Origin of the sequence: Klebsiella scottii (assembly GCF_036561945.1) — a bacterium.
Classification (GTDB): domain Bacteria; phylum Pseudomonadota; class Gammaproteobacteria; order Enterobacterales; family Enterobacteriaceae; genus Klebsiella; species Klebsiella scottii.
In genome coordinates this window covers 91,640-108,546 of the sequence record NZ_JARXNI010000020.1, presented here as the reverse complement: position 1 = coordinate 108,546, position 16,907 = coordinate 91,640, and the positions used below count along the sequence as shown (strand labels likewise).

General features: G+C 51.5%; 23 protein-coding genes. 3 read left to right on the top strand and 20 right to left on the bottom strand.

The annotated features are described in order from the left end of the window. Window positions 1-158: 158 nt before the first annotated feature. The 5 genes from QFI97_RS08285 to QFI97_RS08265 all read right to left on the bottom strand — a co-directional run bounded on the left by QFI97_RS08285 (window position 159) and on the right by QFI97_RS08265 (window position 4,959). Window positions 159-356: an HGGxSTG domain-containing protein gene (locus tag QFI97_RS08285; protein WP_269784078.1), complete on the bottom strand. Its 198-nt coding sequence runs from the start codon at window positions 354-356 to the stop codon at window positions 159-161. Window positions 357-530: 174 nt separating this feature from the next. Continuing rightward, window positions 531-3,527: a tail protein (tape measure) gene (locus QFI97_RS08280; RefSeq protein ID WP_346430917.1), complete on the bottom strand. Its 2,997-nt coding sequence runs from the start codon at window positions 3,525-3,527 to the stop codon at window positions 531-533. A gap of 7 nt (window positions 3,528-3,534) precedes the next feature. After that, window positions 3,535-3,861 (bottom strand): hypothetical protein, encoded by a 327-nt coding sequence (locus QFI97_RS08275; protein WP_004213174.1) that lies wholly within the window; start codon window positions 3,859-3,861, stop codon window positions 3,535-3,537. Next, complete coding sequence (locus QFI97_RS08270; protein WP_170064944.1) at window positions 3,861-4,031, bottom strand: hypothetical protein; 171 nt, start codon at window positions 4,029-4,031, stop codon at window positions 3,861-3,863. The genes QFI97_RS08275 and QFI97_RS08270 overlap by 1 nt, the downstream gene beginning before the upstream one ends. Window positions 4,032-4,197: 166 nt before the next feature. Next, window positions 4,198-4,959, bottom strand: coding sequence for a hypothetical protein (locus tag QFI97_RS08265; protein WP_346430916.1), 762 nt, complete (start codon window positions 4,957-4,959; stop codon window positions 4,198-4,200). A 684-nt stretch (window positions 4,960-5,643) separates the two neighbouring features. On the opposite strand from QFI97_RS08265, the gene QFI97_RS08255 reads away from it, so the two are divergent. Genes QFI97_RS08255 through QFI97_RS08245 form a run of 3 tightly spaced genes read left to right on the top strand, consistent with a single transcriptional unit; the run spans window position 5,644 to window position 7,982 of the window. Continuing rightward, window positions 5,644-6,453 carry a TIGR04255 family protein gene (locus QFI97_RS08255; RefSeq protein WP_095094579.1) on the top strand — a complete coding sequence of 270 codons (810 nt, stop codon included), beginning with the start codon at window positions 5,644-5,646 and terminating at the stop codon, window positions 6,451-6,453. Between the two features lie 11 nt (window positions 6,454-6,464). Beyond that, window positions 6,465-7,124, top strand: a complete 660-nt coding sequence (locus tag QFI97_RS08250) for a helix-turn-helix domain-containing protein (protein WP_143350127.1) — start codon at window positions 6,465-6,467, stop codon at window positions 7,122-7,124. Between the two features lie 9 nt (window positions 7,125-7,133). Then, window positions 7,134-7,982: a hypothetical protein gene (locus QFI97_RS08245; protein WP_095094575.1), complete on the top strand. Its 849-nt coding sequence runs from the start codon at window positions 7,134-7,136 to the stop codon at window positions 7,980-7,982. A 26-nt stretch (window positions 7,983-8,008) separates the two neighbouring features. On the opposite strand, the gene QFI97_RS08240 is transcribed toward QFI97_RS08245, so the two are convergent. The 15 genes from QFI97_RS08240 to QFI97_RS08165 form a co-directional block, all read right to left on the bottom strand. Beyond that, window positions 8,009-8,413: a single-stranded DNA-binding protein gene (locus QFI97_RS08240; RefSeq protein ID WP_346430915.1), complete on the bottom strand. Its 405-nt coding sequence runs from the start codon at window positions 8,411-8,413 to the stop codon at window positions 8,009-8,011. A gap of 57 nt (window positions 8,414-8,470) precedes the next feature. Continuing rightward, the gene (locus QFI97_RS08235) at window positions 8,471-8,635 is read right to left on the bottom strand and encodes a hypothetical protein (RefSeq protein ID WP_346430914.1); all 165 of its coding nucleotides are present in this window, start codon (window positions 8,633-8,635) and stop codon (window positions 8,471-8,473) included. A 116-nt stretch (window positions 8,636-8,751) separates the two neighbouring features. Further along, window positions 8,752-11,511, bottom strand: coding sequence for a DUF927 domain-containing protein (locus tag QFI97_RS08230; protein ID WP_346430913.1), 2,760 nt, complete (start codon window positions 11,509-11,511; stop codon window positions 8,752-8,754). After that, window positions 11,504-11,854 (bottom strand): hypothetical protein, encoded by a 351-nt coding sequence (locus QFI97_RS08225; RefSeq protein ID WP_208510051.1) that lies wholly within the window; start codon window positions 11,852-11,854, stop codon window positions 11,504-11,506. Before QFI97_RS08225 ends, QFI97_RS08230 begins: the two co-directional genes overlap by 8 nt. A 9-nt stretch (window positions 11,855-11,863) precedes the next feature. Beyond that, entirely contained in the window at window positions 11,864-12,490 is a 627-nt protein-coding gene (locus QFI97_RS08220) for a hypothetical protein (RefSeq protein ID WP_346430912.1), read from the bottom strand. After that, window positions 12,487-12,696, bottom strand: a complete 210-nt coding sequence (locus tag QFI97_RS08215) for a hypothetical protein (protein ID WP_346430911.1) — start codon at window positions 12,694-12,696, stop codon at window positions 12,487-12,489. Before QFI97_RS08215 ends, QFI97_RS08220 begins: the two co-directional genes overlap by 4 nt. Then, complete coding sequence (locus QFI97_RS08210) at window positions 12,693-13,196, bottom strand: hypothetical protein (protein ID WP_346430910.1); 504 nt, start codon at window positions 13,194-13,196, stop codon at window positions 12,693-12,695. The genes QFI97_RS08215 and QFI97_RS08210 overlap by 4 nt, the downstream gene beginning before the upstream one ends. Beyond that, window positions 13,193-13,408, bottom strand: a complete 216-nt coding sequence (locus tag QFI97_RS08205) for a hypothetical protein (RefSeq protein WP_346430909.1) — start codon at window positions 13,406-13,408, stop codon at window positions 13,193-13,195. The genes QFI97_RS08210 and QFI97_RS08205 overlap by 4 nt, the downstream gene beginning before the upstream one ends. After that, on the bottom strand, window positions 13,405-13,584 hold the full coding sequence (locus QFI97_RS08200; protein WP_346430908.1) for a hypothetical protein: 180 nt from the start codon (window positions 13,582-13,584) through the stop codon (window positions 13,405-13,407). Before QFI97_RS08200 ends, QFI97_RS08205 begins: the two co-directional genes overlap by 4 nt. Beyond that, on the bottom strand, window positions 13,577-14,575 hold the full coding sequence (locus tag QFI97_RS23505) for an ash family protein (RefSeq protein ID WP_438943424.1): 999 nt from the start codon (window positions 14,573-14,575) through the stop codon (window positions 13,577-13,579). The genes QFI97_RS08200 and QFI97_RS23505 overlap by 8 nt, the downstream gene beginning before the upstream one ends. After that, on the bottom strand, window positions 14,572-14,751 hold the full coding sequence (locus QFI97_RS08185) for a DUF4222 domain-containing protein (protein ID WP_341545016.1): 180 nt from the start codon (window positions 14,749-14,751) through the stop codon (window positions 14,572-14,574). The genes QFI97_RS23505 and QFI97_RS08185 overlap by 4 nt, the downstream gene beginning before the upstream one ends. After that, window positions 14,751-15,323 (bottom strand): BRO-N domain-containing protein, encoded by a 573-nt coding sequence (locus QFI97_RS08180; RefSeq protein WP_341545022.1) that lies wholly within the window; start codon window positions 15,321-15,323, stop codon window positions 14,751-14,753. Before QFI97_RS08180 ends, QFI97_RS08185 begins: the two co-directional genes overlap by 1 nt. 31 nt (window positions 15,324-15,354) lie before the next feature. Then, window positions 15,355-16,164, bottom strand: a complete 810-nt coding sequence (locus QFI97_RS08175) for an antA/AntB antirepressor family protein (protein ID WP_346430907.1) — start codon at window positions 16,162-16,164, stop codon at window positions 15,355-15,357. Between the two features lie 13 nt (window positions 16,165-16,177). After that, a complete protein-coding gene (locus QFI97_RS08170) occupies window positions 16,178-16,612 on the bottom strand; it encodes a PM1773 family protein (protein ID WP_301690912.1) in 435 nt (144 codons plus the stop codon). Beyond that, the gene (locus QFI97_RS08165) at window positions 16,612-16,815 is read right to left on the bottom strand and encodes a helix-turn-helix transcriptional regulator (RefSeq protein ID WP_099844136.1); all 204 of its coding nucleotides are present in this window, start codon (window positions 16,813-16,815) and stop codon (window positions 16,612-16,614) included. The genes QFI97_RS08170 and QFI97_RS08165 overlap by 1 nt, the downstream gene beginning before the upstream one ends. Window positions 16,816-16,907: the final 92 nt, after the last annotated feature.

Here is a 16,907-nt window from a genome sequence, read left to right as displayed (position 1 = left end):
TTTGCTGCGTACCGTGCTGCGTACTGCGAACCTAAAAACTTTGACGGCTCAATTCTCATTGTTGTTCTTAGCCCGCTACTGGCGCGAGTTTAAGTATGCCCGCGTTTTAAATCCGTCCAGTACAGTCCAATATTTTAAAGCCGTTTTCGGTGCGAACCTCAATGCGAACCATCATCTTTGCTGGTGGCCTGCCTCTTCCTCTCCAGCCAGCGATGGAAGCCCTCTAACTGCCGCGTTTTACCCTCTGGCGTCTTTGCGCCGGTGCTCATGCCTCCGTGTAACTTACAGCGGCCAGAAGCATACAGGGCTGTCATTTTGCAGGGTGTCCCTTTCCTCGTCGTCGCTCCGCACGTCATATCCCTGCAGGCCTCCGGGAAAGGTGTTCCGCCGCCGATATCATCAGCCCACGCACGGTATAGTTTTCGCTTTTCGTCGTTAGTCACGTAACCGCCTTTCAATGTCAGCTTTTGTCACATTCTCATGGGGTAGGCTAATCTTTCGCCATCCCCCATGTTTTGTTTCCCTCTTGCTTAGTAATCGCCAGTAGCCATAAGTCTGTTACCGGTTCTGGCGGCAATGGCTCGTGTCGCAGGGCCGGAGTTATAAGCGTCATTGACAATGATGTTAATCACGTCCTCACCAGAGAGCCCCTTAGAAGCTGACGCCCTTACATCACTTCCGTTATTATTCTGAATAATGATCTGAATGTTCGGAGAGGAGCTTCCGTTTCCGCCTGCTTTAAGGTCATTATTGTTGGCTCCAGAGCTGCTTCTCTGGCTAAGGTACTCACTACCTGTCGATGCCTTTTTGATGCTCTGGGCGCCGCCAGTAACGTCCTTATTGCTGAACACCCGGCCACGGTCGCCAGGAATCATAATTAACCCGTTCTTGGTCTGCAGGAGTTCAGGCATATTCCCTTCGCCAACCTGATACGCCCCACCAGCGCCTACCGTCCCGCCATTTTTTCGTTTGCCGGCCAGAGCGGCACCGATGGCGAACGCTGCCACCATGCCGGCTATACCGGCGATAGCTGCGCCACCGAATGTAGCGATAGAGGCTGCGGCTGCGGCAGGAGCCCACGCGGCAGCGGTTTGCGCACCGGCCTGTTGTGATGAGTTAGATGTCATCTTATCGGCTATCATCGCCATCGCGGCATTTTTCAGGTACTGGATCCCCACCTCTACCAACGCCTGAACGACACTATTAGCGATCGCGCTCCCCAGATTTCTGAACGCTTCCGAAGCGCTTTGTGTTCCATCAATCAGGCCTGTTAACGAGTTGGCCGCCTGACTGGCGAACCCATCAACCGCCGAGGCCATCAACTCATTTGTTGTGCTTTGATTGCGGAAGATCTCCCACTGCGCGGCTATTCTCGCCTGTTCATATTGCGTATTGGCTGCGTTCATCAACGCAAGACCGTTAGCTGTGAGCGCTCCTTTTTGGGTTTCAAACTGCTGGATAAGCGCCAGCTCCTGGGCGTGCTGGTTGGCAAGCCGCTGTACCGGGTCAACTTCCCCCTGGGCCTGCTGCTGGGGTGTCACAACCTGTCCGGCTCGAATTTTCGCCAGATTAACCTGGTGCTGTTGCTCTAATTGCTCCGAAGCCTGGTTGTATTGCTTCTGCGAGATAATCAAATTTCCCTGTGCGTCTTTGGCGCCCTTAATCATCTCAAGCTGCGATTTCTGGGCTGTGTAGTCCGCGTTCTCTTTAAGCTCAGGTACGGCATTGCGTGCCTTCAATGCTGCCGTAGTATCCCAAACGGCGGCAGCGTAAGCTCTGGCCTGCTGTATCTGATCGGCTGAGGCTGATTTACCAAGGGATTGTTCGGCGCGCAGCATCGCTGATTCGCGGCTAAGCTCCTGGGTTGAACTGGCGGCTAACTCTGCCTGCTGCTTCAAATTCGCCAGCTTCTGGGTGATAGACTCCGCGGCTGTCGCTCCAGCGGTCTGCTGAGACTTGAGATCCTTCTGAGCCTGGGTGTTACGGTATGTCGCTGCGGCGTCATTCTCCATTTGCTTCGTGTGTGGATCGTCTTTCGCAAATCCAGCATCTTCCGCAGCAAACTGAGCCTGAAGCCGTGCGCGAGCCTCCCCCTGAAGCTTAGATAGAGCCAGGCTTCTCTCAGATTGCTGGATTAGGTTCTTCTGTCCTGCCGTGAGGTTATCAGTAGCCTTAGATACACTATCGACACTTTGTTTGGCATTCAGAGCGGCAATCCACAAATCATTAAGAGTGCCAACCAACCCCGCAACTGCGTCCTGTCCCTCTTTGGTTGAGGTCTTCATACTTTGAAGGCTGACAATGACCTTCTGTAAGGCTTCTGGCGTTGGGTTGTTGCTCAGGTCTGAAAGTTGTTTAGCTAAATCAAATGCCGCCTGACGACTAATGCTCAACCGAGAAGAAAGAGATACAACAGTGGCAGACAGAGAGCTAACAATACCAGAGGCATGTTGCCCCTTACTGTTGGCTTGCTGAATAGCATCCCCCCAGTTACCAGCGGTTACCTCAAGCGCCGCAAGCTCATCATTGAACTTTTTAATGCTGGGAGAAGCACCACCCAGCGCGGCAACTGCCCGCTCACCCAGAGTGACGAAAGAGTTGGATGCGTCACTAATTGCTTTTGGAATTTTAGCAATCGCATTGTTGTACTCCAGGAGGGCCTGGTTACGAAGAATGGCTGCTACATCAGCATTGGTGCGTGCCAGCACGGCATACTTATCAGACAGCGCCGCCACCCCTTGGTTGGATATAGTGATCACCTTATCCATCGTTTCGGCGGCATCTTTCAGTGAATCCATGGCGTTTTTTCCGCCATTAAGCGACGTAATCAGCGCGCCAGCGACAACCGAGCTAAGGGCAATCACAGCCCCAACAACTGCGCCGCCCGCACCAAATGCGCCAGCTAATTGCGATCCCTGCTGGGCAAAAGCAACTAAAGCCGACTGCCCACCTTGCACCTGAATGATAAAATCCTGCACCTGATAACCAGCCTGCTGAATGCTGTTTTTCCAGGTGCCGTGACTTTTCGCCCCGGTATCGACGCCAGTCTTCATGTCGTAAAGCCGACCAGTCAATTCGCCAATCTTCTGCTTTTCTTCATCAGTGGCTTTCGAGCCGGCACGCAACTGCGCCGCTAGCACAGCAGCACTACGGGCGCCATTTTCCTGCGCCTCATCCAGGACGGCCAACTGGTTGCCAAGACTCTCAAGTATTGCTTCCGCTCTGGTGAATTCTGAACCTACACCCGCGGTACTCGTCCCGGCATTTTGCATGGCCCTGGTGATCGCATTCACGTTGGTATTGAGCGATTTTAGAGAGCCATCCATTGAGCGGGCGTAGCCAGCAAGTTCATTAAATGAGGTTCCGGCACTCGATGCGGACGAGCTCAAATTATCGAAGGCTTTACTGCCATTTTTCGAATCAGCCGAAAGAGCATCAAGAGTGCTCTGTACCTTGTCCATCCCCTTGAGGAACGGTAAGACATCAGCGTCAATTTCAATGTAATAATTGCCAAAATTATTACTCATACGCACCTCAGTGTACTGTCGTGGAAGACTGTTTTTTTAAAGCCTTAGTCGTCATGAAGGTAATGACGTAAGCACCATGCTCAGTCAGACGATACTCCGGGCCATCGAGTGAAATTAACCGCAGTAACATTTGATATGCCTCACGTTCAAATGTCGCCCCGTATTGGTTTTTGGCTGCTGAAACTGAGTTATCCACCAGCCCCGCGGCTAAAAGGTGCGTTTCAACATTGCCGCTGACGCCATCAACGGTAATGACATTATCTCCTGTTTCCCGGCGCAGATCGCGGATGTAGGTTTCAGCGATAGCCTCGGCCAGTCGTTGTAGTTGTTCCATTACGCCTCCATTTGTGTGCTTAAAGCGCGATCCATCAACTGACGCGCGATAACGTGGATGGTGGGAGCAATGCCCAGCGGTGATTTCTTCCGTTCATTTTCCTGCAGCGTCCGGAGTTTCTCTATCTGCTCCAGGCTGAGAAGAACGGGTTTTACGGATGGTGTTGCCATTGCGTACCTCCTGATATTTATACAGTGATTATACTTGCAATTTTATCAACACTCACATAATTCATTGCGATAATTGAAACGGTTATTTTATGGTCACGATCGATTTTTCTTGTTTTCAGGCGATAAAAAGCCCCGTCTTGGCGGGGCTCTGTGTTCATGGGGAAAGTTATTTGAGTAACGATGACTCTATCAAATTCATTGTTTTTATCGCCGCCCCCAACGTGCTTGCATCTATAGTTCTAACTTCTGGGTAATTTTTTTGGAAGATAGTGTAACGAACAATAACTTTAGAAGTTGAAGTTACATTTCTAAGAAAGTTATCACTATCCACCTTATCAAGCAGACCTCTTCCATCGAGACTATTTATCGCTTTATCCCCATCCATTCTTAGTTCAACCTCCCCTCCTGGAGTTAAATCATTTCCAATGTAAAGAGAATATGAGCCACTTTCTTTTGTTACTGTTATCCCGTATTGCCTAACATAGCACGACTTTTCATCATTAAACTCGTCGCGCTTGCAAGCCACATCCCAGCCTTTATTATCAAATACTTTACCGTCTGCAATAACTGCGGTTCCAGTACTGTGATTTATCACGACTTGAATACCATCAATGCCTCCCCTTTCTTTTAGGGATATGGTTGCGGGATCGGATGGATTGGGAGACGTTGATACATCGCAAAAAATAGCTGAGTCACTAATAAGTTGCTTCTTGTCGAGCATCGCACCCTTTGAAACAAACTTCATATTCTTATTAATGTCAGAGGGGTGCCAAGCCTCAAAATATTTACACCCTAGTGCTTTTGCAGCAGCAGATTTACCCACTATATTGCTTTGGCTTTCATTCAAAGGTTTACTGGCCGCTGATGAGCAAAATGCCGTAGCAAGGTAAATGGTGAAAACCAAACCACGAAGCGTAACAAGCGACATATCTATATCCCATAAATGTAAATGTGAATAAAGCCTACCAGTGTTTGGCCGAACGGGAAACCGCCATTGCAAGCAGGCTTAAAGTTCAATTATAACTGTTTAAATAGCCTTGCCCTTTAACCTGAAAGCCTCGCCATTCGGCTGCGCTATCCCCATGCGGTGCTGTGTCTCTTTCGCTGCGTTGTGAAGCCCACAAAAATCTTCTGCACGGGCTGGTGGGCGCTTAACTATCTCCCGCTACAGCGCGTTCTCAACAACCACTTTCGAGCGCTTTCTGCCCTTATAGGCAGAACACACCATTTCTGCCATACATAGCCAGAACACACCGTTTCTGCCTATAAATAAGATATGGGCACTTTCATGGGGCGGTATGATTCTACGTGAAACGCTCAAACTGCCACGCAGCAACAGTCACCACGCATGAAGAGGATAAACTGTATCACGCCGAGCATTCAGCGTTTCATGCCCAATGACAGCCAAGCAAAGATACGTCACCTTCTTCCCATCAAGGCCAAACCCTGCGTTGAGATTTAGATATATCTATTTAGCAATAGCACTAGTTGCTCATACTATTGATGTAAATATGAACTTACAGATGGAGAATGTGTCAACCTAAGTGTAAACTAGCTACACTATCGAGAGAGCCACACATCACACATAATGAAGCCAATCAAGGAGGGCGTCATGAGCACTACTAATGAACGTATGAGTAATGCGCCCGTATACTATGCTCTGATTCAGGTGAAATTTACGCCTATTGCTGCAATGAACAAGTATGTTGCTGACATACAGGATGCCCTAAGAGTTGAAGGGTTTCCACTATTTGAGGTTAACGCGTCTACTCAACTAAAATTTGAAATGCGGAGCCCAAATGAACCACCGATTCCTTCATTTGAGTCAGTAACCCAATGGCTAATGATGAATGCGGAAAAAACAGCCGGTTTCGTGTTAGGTAATGATTTTATTACTTATCATACAACTGACTATGTTACCCACAAACCATTTATCGCATCCTTGCTTTTAGGGTTAGGGAAAGTTCTGGAGTTCGCCAAGCCAACATTTGTCAGCCGAATAGGACTCCGTTATCTTGATGCGATCATTCCTCAAGGGGATGAGTCGTTAGAAAGTTATCTGGCTAAAGAATTACATGGCGTAGAGTTTGGGCTAACACCTATTCAGGCTATTCAAGAGTCTGTTTTTCAAACCTCTGTTGAGCCTCTGATACCACAGGGTTTTATGATATCACGCATTCATAAAATGAATTCTCAACTAGGTTTTCCACCAGACATGGTTCCTAACGGGATAGCCCCTTTGCCAAGATTTACCAACACAGAACATCGTTGGCATGCAATTATCGACACAGATCACTACGTAGAAGGTAATATGCAGCCAAACTTAGAATTAATCGAAAAACAGCTGTTATCCTTACATGGTAAAGTGAAAGAGGCATTTCAAGGGATGGTTTCAGATTTTGCCCGTTCAAAATGGAACTAAACGTGGGGGAGATGAATCAAATGTATGCTACTCCAACTGGAAGCGTTAGAACGACTGAACGCTATTTACCTACACCGACTTTTGGCACTACAACCCAGAAAGCTGCCGCCGTTGTTTCATGCTTGTTAGTTGGTACGGGGGCTTCATATCCAGTCGATTCGTATCAGTCATGGCGCCAATATGTTCAGCCACGAGTACAATTTGCTTTTGAAGATAATCATTCACCAGTTTTTGTGACTGAGCTTGATGTAAGAAATGTTGCGCAACATTTAGCCAACATCAGAGAGGTTCTGTCTCCATCAATGTCTGAATTGGCAAAAGATTTAGGTATAACCCGACAAGCACTTTATAAATGGCTGTCGGGAGAAAACCAACCAGACGATCAGTCAAAAACAGAATTTATCCTCAACCTCAGTGGTGTGGCTGATGCTTTCTCTAAAGCCTGCTTAGACAACGTGAAGCTACTGATAAAGATGAAAGCGTTCGATGGCCGCTCATTAATGGATATCATCAGGAATGGGAAAGATTGGCATCAACCAGTACAAGTATTGATTGACGAAGCACGGGCAATGAATGCCGCAGCAGAGTCTGCCAATTTTTCTGTTAGCAAGGCCAAACCAACAGATGGATGGAAATCATCTGTTTCTATCCCAGGAACAGTAGAGGACTAAATTAGACTTATGCTGGAACCAGGTACATCATGGCGTCAGGGCCATGTTCTTAAGCATGATGATGCTGTTTCACTTAACTTGCTAAATCCTGAAGAAACAGACTGTAAAGCGGTAGTGATTACCCATGACTGTGATTTACAGAGCAAATCCGAGAAAAATATTGAGATCATTATTGGCCCCTTGAAAAAGGGGTCCAACCAGATGAAAAGGGCTAAACACCCGCGAATTCTTGATTTATGTTTCGAAAACCCAGAAAGCCCCAAAAGAAACGCTATAGAACTACGACACGAAAGGAAAAAAATTCTGCCAAAGGAAGCTTTTCATTGTGAAGAGAGTGATCCAGCCTTTGCTATTTCAGTAGAAGAAAAGCAAGGGCTAAAGCAGTGGCTGGCTGCTAAGTATGGGCGTCCTGCTTTCCCCAATGTTTTTGAAGACCGTTTGCGTGCTTATGATGATGGAAAAAAATTCATCTTCGAAAAAGAAGTTGCTTCTATCATTGCAACAAACGCGGAGCACCTTATCGGCGTTTTTTTTGATTTGGGCGAAGACAGGTTTGATGATCTTGAGGAGGGCTCTCCATACGAGCTATCCATCAGTGTTGTGTACGACGCGACAGAAGGTGGTCCGATTGCACGAGAATCTGCAGAAAAGGCCTGCACTGAACTAGTTGATCTATTTTTTAAATTTTACGGCGATCCGAAATTAGGCCACTCAGAACTTATCGAATTGGATAAGTGTATAGCAATTGCAGACACACATTTTTCACTTCATGCCCTAAGAAGAATGGATCAATGGAGAGTTGAATATATCAGTCTTGAAGATGAAACTCATGGCGATTTCATCGGTACAGGTTTATAAAATTGCTAAATGCATAAGAAGAAAATTTACCTGCTATCACCTGTAGTCTGAAGTTGCTGTTCATGAGCCCGGCGCAGGGCATCTGTAGCTTGTCCCTGTTGTCCTGCCTTACCGCGTACCGTTTTGGCCCTGACGACACTGTCCGCAATGACTTGAAAGCCTTGCTGGGTACCGCCATCCTGACCCGTCCACTGATTGAGTAGCATATTGCCCGCCACACTCACGAGATCGCCTTTCTGGTGTTTAGCCAGCGCATCGGCCTGCTTCCCAAAGGTAATGACGCCCAGCCAGAAGGTAGCCTGCCCATCCCCTGCAGCATTGCACGGCAGCGATACCGCCAACCTGGCCATAGCCATTTTCGTACCTTTTCCCGTTGTCCGGGTCTCAGGGTCGGCCACCAGCCGCCCGTATGCTGAAATTTGTGCCGTCATGGTTACCTCTCCTTAATTTCGTCTCTTATTTTTTTATGATAGTAAGCAAAAAAAGTGTTAGTTCAGTTGGTTCAGTTGGTTCACTGCCCGCCAGCCCGCGCCATTGCTGGTTTTTCCTGAACCAACATCGGCAATTTTGTGTTGGTTCAGCCGGCTTTTATGTTGGTTCACTGCCCGCCAGGTAAAAGCCCCATTCCTCTGGTGTTGGTTCAAAATCGTCATTTGTTGGTTCAGTGTTGGTTCAAATAGATAGAAAAAAACTTTATAAAACAATGAACTTTATTTACTGAACCAACTGAACTAACTGAACCAACACCATTTAATCGTATGTGAAAAAGCTATTCCTCTGGCTGGCCGTAGTCCTCCGGAAGATAGTTAAGGACGTAAACGTTAATCTGTCTGCCTTGGATGCGCGGTGACTTCCTCTGGTAACCGCGCCCCCTGTTCGGCGGCGTCAGCATCCCGGAATTTTTCAGCACTTCGGCAAACTGCTTCGGGTTAAACCCCGCGGCGATCTCCTTCTCAAAGGTTGCCGGGAATGTGTAAAACGCTATCGGGCTTTCGTCCCGTTCACCGCGCTGCCGGTACCCGGCCAGCTCTTTTATCGGCAGGTCAGCCGGACTGTATGGGAACGGTGCGAAACGACTCAGGCCGTAGGCATTAAGAAACGCTTCCGTTTGTTCGATTATCTGTTGGTGCTCCTTATTGCCGGTACCAAACTCGCGCAGCCAGGCGTTGTAGCTGTGCTGTATCGCATCCCGGCAGATCTGCACATCCCATCCGGTAACACCGGCGCCCAGCAGCAGCGCAGCTTCCAGTATGGCGAACCGGGCGGCTACGCGATGTACCTGCTCGCCATAGTCAGCAGGTATCAAGCTGCGCCAGCGGGCCTCACACTCCCGGACAGCTTCTGTAGCCTGCTGCTGGTGGTCGGCCAGCCACTTAATCCACAGCCGCCCAGCGGCGCCGTGGTGGTGCTGGTATGCCTCCTTCAGCGCATCAGCGTGCTGCTTGCCGTTCCGGTGCTCGTGGAAGTGAACCGCCTTACTCAGCGGGATATTCAGCAGGCGCACCAGCTGACCGGCTTTAGTCTTACGGCCGGCGGTCGCGATGAAAGTTTCCAAGTCCATTTCCCCGGTACTGATCGCCACCGTGCGCCAGCGCTTCAGATCCCTGTTCCCTCCTTCCTTCGCGCCTTGCAGTTTCCCAACCCCGTTAAACAGGGCATACGCAGACTGCGATACACTTACCGGGTCAGATCCCTGCCCCACTTCATCCAACGGCATCAGCCCGTCATTGTGGGCGGCAGCTTCGTTAGCAAGCCCCAACGCCGTGCCGTACCACGTCAGGCGCAGTAAGTCCGGGTTGCCGTAGAGGCTGCTGGCAATGTTCGCTGTGGTGGTCTTGCCCGCGCTGGACTGCTCATAGAAGTGAATGCCGAAACCGTCAGCGCCCGCCAGCCCTATCAGCGGTGCCGCCAGCGCAGCGGCTGTAGCAGTCATCATCGAGTAGTTGCCGGCGACCAGGTGCGCCACGCTTCTGCGCCAGCTATCAGGCGTTCCCTTAACGGTATATCCGGCAGCGGCAGAGCTGCGCCCGTTGAACAGCACCGGGTGCTCAGGCGTCCCGATAACTTCACCATCGGGCATGATATAAGCCCCGCACTGCCAGCCTGTCGCGTGGGCCACACGCCATAGTTCACGCGTACCGCTGCGCTGAAGCCAGTCAGCCAGGATAGCCCGCAAACTGCTTTTAGTCGTGACGTTAACACCGCCATTTTTCAGGGTGCGCCATCCTTCACGCTCCCCAATATCAGCCAGCGGAATTGCTGCTGTCGTCAGCGCATCAGCCCCGAATGCCTGCCATCGCATAATCAGGTACTGGTCTTTATCATCCCGGCCAGTACCAACCACTTCCAGTGGAGAGCATAGCCAGGCTTCGTGTCTAATAATCTCTCCGCTGTCTTTATCCATCTTCGGTGTTACCCAAAAAATTCCGTCTGAGCGGCTCTCGATGCGCGATTTAAGCCGATCATTGTCTTTGTCCGCGACTTTACCGCCATCAATGGCCTGTAACTTTGGTGTCACGGCTTCCCCCTGCGGTTGGTACATTGAATCATTAAACGCAGCCGTAGCAGCTTCAAGCCCCTGCCGCTGGTGGTAGTCGTTCCAGTCGGCCTTATAGTCTGTCGGCGGCACGGATACATAGCCATCCACGGATAAGGCCGCTTTCTCGGCACGCTCTGTGCCGGTGTTGGGCTTGTCGTCTAATCTGTCGTTATCGGCGGCAATGACGATCTGCGCCAGCGGGTACTTTCGGCGCATCACTTCCGCGACGGGCAGCAGGTTGCCCGCGTCTATTCCTGCCACTGTCAGAGCATCAGGGCAAATTAAGTGACACGTTAGAGCGGTAGCCAGCCCCTCGGCAATTAACACGGTCTGCGGGTCTTCTGGCGCGTTCACGGCGTGATATGCCCCGCGCTTTGCAGATCCGGCCACCAGCCGCTTCACTCCTGCACGCGTAATGGTCTGCGCAGCCACGAGTGCGCCAACCTCATCCACCAGCGGCAGGAGGATTGATCCATCGGACAGCATGGGGAAGGTGAAGCCGTCCAGCCCCTTACCAGTCAGATATTCAGATTCGCCCTGAGTGGCGTTCTGACGCTTCTCATCGTACAGACGGGAAAACGTAGCCCGGCGCTGCTGTGCGTCCCCTGCCGCCCGTTGCAGGCGCTCCTGATCCAGTTGTGTACGCTCGGCTTCCAGCTGCTCCCGCCTTTGGCTGGCGGTGGATTCGTCCTGTACTGCTGCCCGGTAATCAATACCCAGCACATCAGCCGCCAGTCGCGCGGCCTCTGAGGTATCGCATTTGTTCACCTTTCGGATTAGGTCAAGGCCATCACCGGCGCCGCACTGGTTGCAGATAAAGCTGCCGCGGCCGCCATCATCGAATCGAAAGCGATCCGAGCCACCGCAGGCCGGGCACGGGCCGTGCCGGCGCGGTGAATCCGGCACATTGATATGCAGACCCGCCAGCACCGAAGGCCAGCGGTCAGCGGCGGCATGAGTCACTTCGCGAATGAGGTCGATATTACGCATTCTCACCCCCGTGATTGCCTGCCACGGTTGCGCCCATATCGTTAACCATGCTTTGCCATATCTCACGACCGCGCCCGGTCAGACCGGTAGCGGTGACACAGCGGCTAAGCAGCTTGATACCGACGGCTTCCCACTGCGGGTAATGCTCTTTCAGTGCCTCCAGCGCATAACCGTCGATAAGGTCACGGACGCCTTTCACACCACCAGCTATCTCAACACGCACAGGCTCACCACCCGCATCAATCATGAAGTAATCGCCGTTGCTGGTGGCGGTGATATGGTCATACAACGCCACGGCGTACTGGTTCGCCAGCGCATTCAGACGGAAGTTTTTAGTAATCATCAGGCCCCCTTAGTGCGCCACCGGCGCTTCGGGCATACCGAGCGCTTCCAGATCGGCAATGAAGCTATCATGCAGCGATGCCAGCATCTCGCGCCCGGTGGGCGTGAGTTCCCCGGCGTCCACATCCAGCATGGACTGATAAAACACAATGGCGTTTTCCGTACCCTGTTCAGTGCCGTAACGCTCGATAAGAGCCCCCTCAATGTTGTTCGCCATCGCTAGCCGTTCAGCGAATGGATAAATCACAATTCCCGCTTTACCATTGGAGTAAATCGCTACCTGTGACGCGGAGCCGTCCGGTTCAGTAACCGTGGTGGTGCCGTTCTCGCGCTTCATTTCAGAAACGAACGTCGCAGCAATCAGCCAGCGCCACATAGTGACGTTGTGTTGCGCGGTAAAGTCGAAATATCCGCAGTTTCCGCCCTCTGCTACGGCAAGGTGAATGTCATAACCCGCGCTGGAGTCGTCATAATCGCCAGCGTCAAGACGGTTCACGGCGTCCTCATAGCTAATAAGCTGAACTGTTTCACGACCATCGCTACCAGAGCTGGTGATCTTCACCCCTGCAGGCGTAGGCTCAGCACGGAATGGATCGGTATTTCCCGACTTTTGAGGAAATGCGAAAATATTGCTCATGCTTTTATCTCCATCAGCGACTTATCGCGCACCACTCTTCTTTGCTGCACAAAAACAATCAGCGCAACGCTCCAGCCATTGCTTTTAGCCTCATGCTCCATTTTTCTGATCGCAGCATCTGAACTGCTGGCATACCCGCGCCATGTAACAGGTATCTGATAACCGGCACGATCGAGACACGTGGAAAACACACGAAACTCTCTCATTTCATGTCCTCCAGCTTTAATAGCAGGCGGTTGTATCTGCTTTCCGTACGCTGAGCCGCGTAGTTAAGTTCGTTAATAAGCGTCCATAATCTGGCACCAGCCTTAGGATTGGCAGCCCGCAAGCGAGCATCAAGATGAAGCTCCCACAACTCCTGCAGTTCTGCCGCATAACGCACCGTAGTTGCGGCATCACCACTAGTCGGCACAGACATTTCACTGCGCAAGGCTGGCACGGTTGTTGGCGTCGATGGTTTTGCATCCAACGCTTCTATCATCGTGATGGAATACATCGCATCTACCCACACGGCTATTTCGTCGCGTTCAGCTGTATTGGTAATGCCGGGAAGAACATCATTTAACAGGGTTAAGAGACCCGCGCTTATCCGCAATAAACGATCGCGTGAATTATTTTCTGGGGTATTAGGCACAACACTCTCTTTACGCCCAATGACCTGATTTACACGCGCCAGGATTCGATCTCTTTGAGCAATATCCATCATGCTGATACCTCCTTCACTTTTTCCAGGTAGGCAACAGCTTCGCGAAGGAGGGTGTCAACTGCGGCAACTCGGCAACTCTCCATTTCGTCTTCATCTGTCAGTGAAGACGTCCACATATCAAGAACAGCGAGTGCTTGCTTACTGTAATCAAGTGCCTGCCAGGTGTTTGTTATCAATCTGGTGATAGATTCACCCGTGGTTGGATTATTCATGCGGATATCTCCTGAACGCGGGTGATGCGTACATGGCTGAGGCCTTCACGCTGCGCCTGAAGCACTGCGTGGGACGTTGCTGTTTTGGTGTCGCTGGATATGAGCTCATAGCCGATACCAACCGTTAAACCGCGCTTATTAACGGCGTAGCCGGTGATGCGGAAGTAGTTACGCATGGCTCACCTCCGGCAGCTCATTGCCTTCCAGCAAGCCATGCAGATCACGCAAAGACATATCCAGCATGGCAATCAATGCCTCCAGATAATCATCGCGGGAATCAGCTTTACTGCCCCATACATCACGCATCAGCTCCGCCAGAGAAATCAGGTGGTGGGTGCGTTCGGTTGGATTAACTGGCACATCGTAGGTTTTAAGCATGAGCCACCTCCAGACGGATGCGGCCGGCAAAAAAACAGACGTGATCGCGAACCAGAGAACGGCGGGCTTCACGTTCAGAAGGTGCGGCAATATGGTGAATTTTTGCGGTAATTGTCGGCATATCGCGGCGAACAGCGGCGATAATCCAGATGAATTGCGGAATTTGGGTAGGGGTAGTAGCCAACATGTGGCAGCCTCCGATAACAGGGGATTAAACCCATCACCGGAAACGCCAATTTCACTGGTGATGGACTGGACAGGGTTGGCGTAACCGGCGTTATCGGAAACCGGCGCTTCCGAAGAAGCCCCCGCCCAGCCCACCATAATTCTGAGGCAAGTCCGGTATGACACCGAACCGCTGAAAAAAGGGTGTACTGAGCTAACGACACAAAAAAAGACGCTTGGCGCGTCATATGTCGCCGACAACTTTACCAGGACGCCAATCCCGGCACCAGATTTTGCTGGTGCGCTATAACCATAGACCGGGATACCGTCAGGCCGCAAGCCCTTTTTGTTACGGTGCGGCAATTTATAGCTGGCGGTGTGATGGGCCCCGCATCCACCGCCGGCGCCGGACACGCTATCTTCCAGATAGTCAGTTTCCGAACGCTTACCCGCGGGCGTAATTGTCTCGAAACTCCGCCAGGCGTTTTGTGCACCACTATCAGTGGCTCGCAAAATGACAGGTTTTGACAGGTTCCCGCAGTGGCGCATCACCCGCAGAGCGTTAACTTTTGCATACATCAGGCCAGCCAGAGAGAGGCTTTTACCCTGGGCGGCGGTAATCATTGCCTCACCTCCGTGTACTCCCTCATGAAGCGCTCAATGGGCTGTACGCACGGGAACTGGTAGCCCTCGCGATAGAACGTCACGCGGTTATGCGCTACAGCGGTCACGCTCACCATCTGGCCGTGAGCGTCGCGATAAGAGTGGTTTGGCAGCGGTGTGCTGGTGGGCTTAACCATTAATGAATCTCCAGCAGGTCCGGCTGGTACTTACGCCACAGCTCGATTTCTTCAGCAGCAAGGCGGGACTTCTCACCTTTGCACGACTGCAGGTCTTTACCGCGCTTGCTGGCTTTCTTCGTGTAAATCTCTTTGCGGCGGGTATGGTCATTCAGGAACGCGAACGGCACGCCGTACGAGCCGGTTTTACGGATGGACGGGATAACCTCACGGAATACCCAATTGCTGAAGCGGTGGGCGAACGTACCGGGCGTGGAGGCTTTACGGCTGCGGGCAATCAGTTTATAGAAGCCAGATTCTGCGGCCATATTCCAGCTACGCGCCCCGCCGCGCTTACCCGAATGACCCTCAGTTAAAGTTAGGGTCATTACCTCGTCACAATCCAGAGAGGAAACGGCACTGGTTGGATTGCTGATTTCCAGCGCCTGGCAGACGTCTGAGACAACAAACCACGGTTCACCGTAAACACTCACAATGCGCACGGTATGCCCCTCAAATTTAATAACTGAAATATCGCTCTCTTCGGCTTGGAATATCTCTTTCTGGCTGGCTACAGGCTGAGGGGCAGGCATTGCGACTACCTCGGCTTTGGTAACTGAATGCTTAGTCATGAACCACCCCCAGACGCTTTGCCAGCCACCGCTGAGACAGGCGGATTAGCTCTGCTTTACGCTGGTCGTACTCCATCCCCATATCGATCAGCGTGATGTTGGTGCTCTCCAGGTAGCTGAGGTGCTCCAGTTGGCCGGCGCTCATGCTATCGCGCAGTTCGCCGTCGATACCGTTCACCTGCGCCCACTGCTTAGCGGTCATGCCACCCAGTACAATGCGGGCGATCATGTTGCTTTCATTGCTGTAGTGCCGGGCTTGCGTCTCTTTCCCCTGTTCCGCCCGGGCAGCATCCAGAGCGGCGCACATCGGCTTAAAGAGGTTGGCAGCACCAATGCGGGCTTTGAGATGGCGGCGGTACTTCGCGGCGATTTCCGGCGCACTCAGCTGTAACGCTTCCTCGCACTGAATGAAATAGCGGCGGACGGCGCGGCCCTGCTCGTTACGCTCAACCATTGCCACTTCTTTAGCCATATCCAGCGAAAGAAGGTAATCATGCTCAATCTGCTGGCGAAATTTTGCGCTCGCCCGTTTTGGTGAGCTCAAATTTTCAACACGGATGTAGTCAGTCCCGGCTACAAATCCGTACTGGTCGATGCGGCCTTTAATCCAGTTGGTAAAGTCGCGGCCCACACCCAGCGCTTTATGCAAAGCTCTGGCGCTCGCAATATTGGTTTCACGCCCGCCAATCTGCCCGGAAATAACAGGGACAACAGCGGCAAAGTCGTTACCGTTAATTACCCCCGGGTTAACGTTGGGTTGAAGGGCGGCCTCAGAATTGAATCTGCTTTTTTCGATTTTCATTTTCTCGGCTCCGTTATGCGGCGGTGAAGTTGTCCGGGTAGAGGTTCAGAATGTCGGTAATATCCTGTTTAGTAAGCCCGTGGTGTTGGTTGACTGCGGCCATGCGGTTAACGAACTGAATCACCTTCAGCACGTCACCACGGCACGCAAACCGGTAGCGCATGTGCGCGCCGATACCATCAGGGTTTTTCTCTTCCAGGCGTTCCAGACAGATATCAAGCTCGCGCTCAAGCTCGCTCGCATAGTTGCGGCCAGATGAGAGCCGGCAGTAACGCAGGATATCGTTTTCTGTCCACCCACCAGCCCCACAGCGCAGCATGTAGGTACGGGCACGGTGTTTCTTCGGGGTGCGTTTTGAGGCTTGAACGGTGTAGGCTGGTGGCGTAACATCAGATCCGCGAGTATCTGTGTTAACCGCCTGCTGTCCGGGGCGGTTTTCTTTTTGCATCAGACCACCTTCCCGCGGCGCTCTGCCAGCCAGTGATTAATTTCAACTGCGTCAAACGCTGTAATTTTCTCCCCGAGCTTTACCGGACGAGGTAATGAGCCATTGCGGACCTTGCGATCAATGGTAGAGACGCTAACCCCCAGCAGTTCTGCCAGGCGAAAGCGGCGAATATAACCGGTGTGTGGAATTGCTTCTCTAGTCATGCTTCCCGTAACCCTTGTATGAGTGTTGTTGCTTCGTTACGGGAATCATGTGCTATGAAGATGCATGTGTCATCGCAGCGAAATTTAGTTTT

What these genes read in the sequence shown, in the direction of transcription:
- QFI97_RS08245 (WP_095094575.1), top strand. Translation starts at nt 7,134, where the DNA reads ATGCTGGAACCAGGTACATCATGGCGTCAGGGCCATGTTCTTAAGCAT.
- QFI97_RS08220 (WP_346430912.1), bottom strand. Translation starts at nt 12,490, where the DNA reads ATGAGCAATATTTTCGCATTTCCTCAAAAGTCGGGAAATACCGATCCA.
- QFI97_RS08180 (WP_341545022.1), bottom strand. Translation starts at nt 15,323, where the DNA reads ATGCCTGCCCCTCAGCCTGTAGCCAGCCAGAAAGAGATATTCCAAGCC.
- QFI97_RS08275 (WP_004213174.1), bottom strand. Translation starts at nt 3,861, where the DNA reads ATGGAACAACTACAACGACTGGCCGAGGCTATCGCTGAAACCTACATC.
- QFI97_RS08210 (WP_346430910.1), bottom strand. Translation starts at nt 13,196, where the DNA reads ATGATGGATATTGCTCAAAGAGATCGAATCCTGGCGCGTGTAAATCAG.
- QFI97_RS08235 (WP_346430914.1), bottom strand. Translation starts at nt 8,635, where the DNA reads ATGACGATTTTGAACCAACACCAGAGGAATGGGGCTTTTACCTGGCGG.
- QFI97_RS08215 (WP_346430911.1), bottom strand. Translation starts at nt 12,696, where the DNA reads ATGAGAGAGTTTCGTGTGTTTTCCACGTGTCTCGATCGTGCCGGTTAT.
- QFI97_RS08165 (WP_099844136.1), bottom strand. Translation starts at nt 16,815, where the DNA reads ATGACTAGAGAAGCAATTCCACACACCGGTTATATTCGCCGCTTTCGC.
- QFI97_RS08175 (WP_346430907.1), bottom strand. Translation starts at nt 16,164, where the DNA reads ATGAAAATCGAAAAAAGCAGATTCAATTCTGAGGCCGCCCTTCAACCC.
- QFI97_RS08185 (WP_341545016.1), bottom strand. Translation starts at nt 14,751, where the DNA reads ATGGTTAAGCCCACCAGCACACCGCTGCCAAACCACTCTTATCGCGAC.
- QFI97_RS08250 (WP_143350127.1), top strand. Translation starts at nt 6,465, where the DNA reads ATGAATCAAATGTATGCTACTCCAACTGGAAGCGTTAGAACGACTGAA.
- QFI97_RS08285 (WP_269784078.1), bottom strand. Translation starts at nt 356, where the DNA reads ATGACGTGCGGAGCGACGACGAGGAAAGGGACACCCTGCAAAATGACA.
- QFI97_RS08200 (WP_346430908.1), bottom strand. Translation starts at nt 13,584, where the DNA reads ATGCGTAACTACTTCCGCATCACCGGCTACGCCGTTAATAAGCGCGGT.
- QFI97_RS08225 (WP_208510051.1), bottom strand. Translation starts at nt 11,854, where the DNA reads ATGATTACTAAAAACTTCCGTCTGAATGCGCTGGCGAACCAGTACGCC.
- QFI97_RS08240 (WP_346430915.1), bottom strand. Translation starts at nt 8,413, where the DNA reads ATGACGGCACAAATTTCAGCATACGGGCGGCTGGTGGCCGACCCTGAG.
- QFI97_RS23505 (WP_438943424.1), bottom strand. Translation starts at nt 14,575, where the DNA reads ATGATTACCGCCGCCCAGGGTAAAAGCCTCTCTCTGGCTGGCCTGATG.
- QFI97_RS08170 (WP_301690912.1), bottom strand. Translation starts at nt 16,612, where the DNA reads ATGCAAAAAGAAAACCGCCCCGGACAGCAGGCGGTTAACACAGATACT.
- QFI97_RS08270 (WP_170064944.1), bottom strand. Translation starts at nt 4,031, where the DNA reads ATGGCAACACCATCCGTAAAACCCGTTCTTCTCAGCCTGGAGCAGATA.
- QFI97_RS08230 (WP_346430913.1), bottom strand. Translation starts at nt 11,511, where the DNA reads ATGCGTAATATCGACCTCATTCGCGAAGTGACTCATGCCGCCGCTGAC.
- QFI97_RS08265 (WP_346430916.1), bottom strand. Translation starts at nt 4,959, where the DNA reads ATGTCGCTTGTTACGCTTCGTGGTTTGGTTTTCACCATTTACCTTGCT.
- QFI97_RS08280 (WP_346430917.1), bottom strand. Translation starts at nt 3,527, where the DNA reads ATGAGTAATAATTTTGGCAATTATTACATTGAAATTGACGCTGATGTC.
- QFI97_RS08205 (WP_346430909.1), bottom strand. Translation starts at nt 13,408, where the DNA reads ATGAATAATCCAACCACGGGTGAATCTATCACCAGATTGATAACAAAC.
- QFI97_RS08255 (WP_095094579.1), top strand. Translation starts at nt 5,644, where the DNA reads ATGAGCACTACTAATGAACGTATGAGTAATGCGCCCGTATACTATGCT.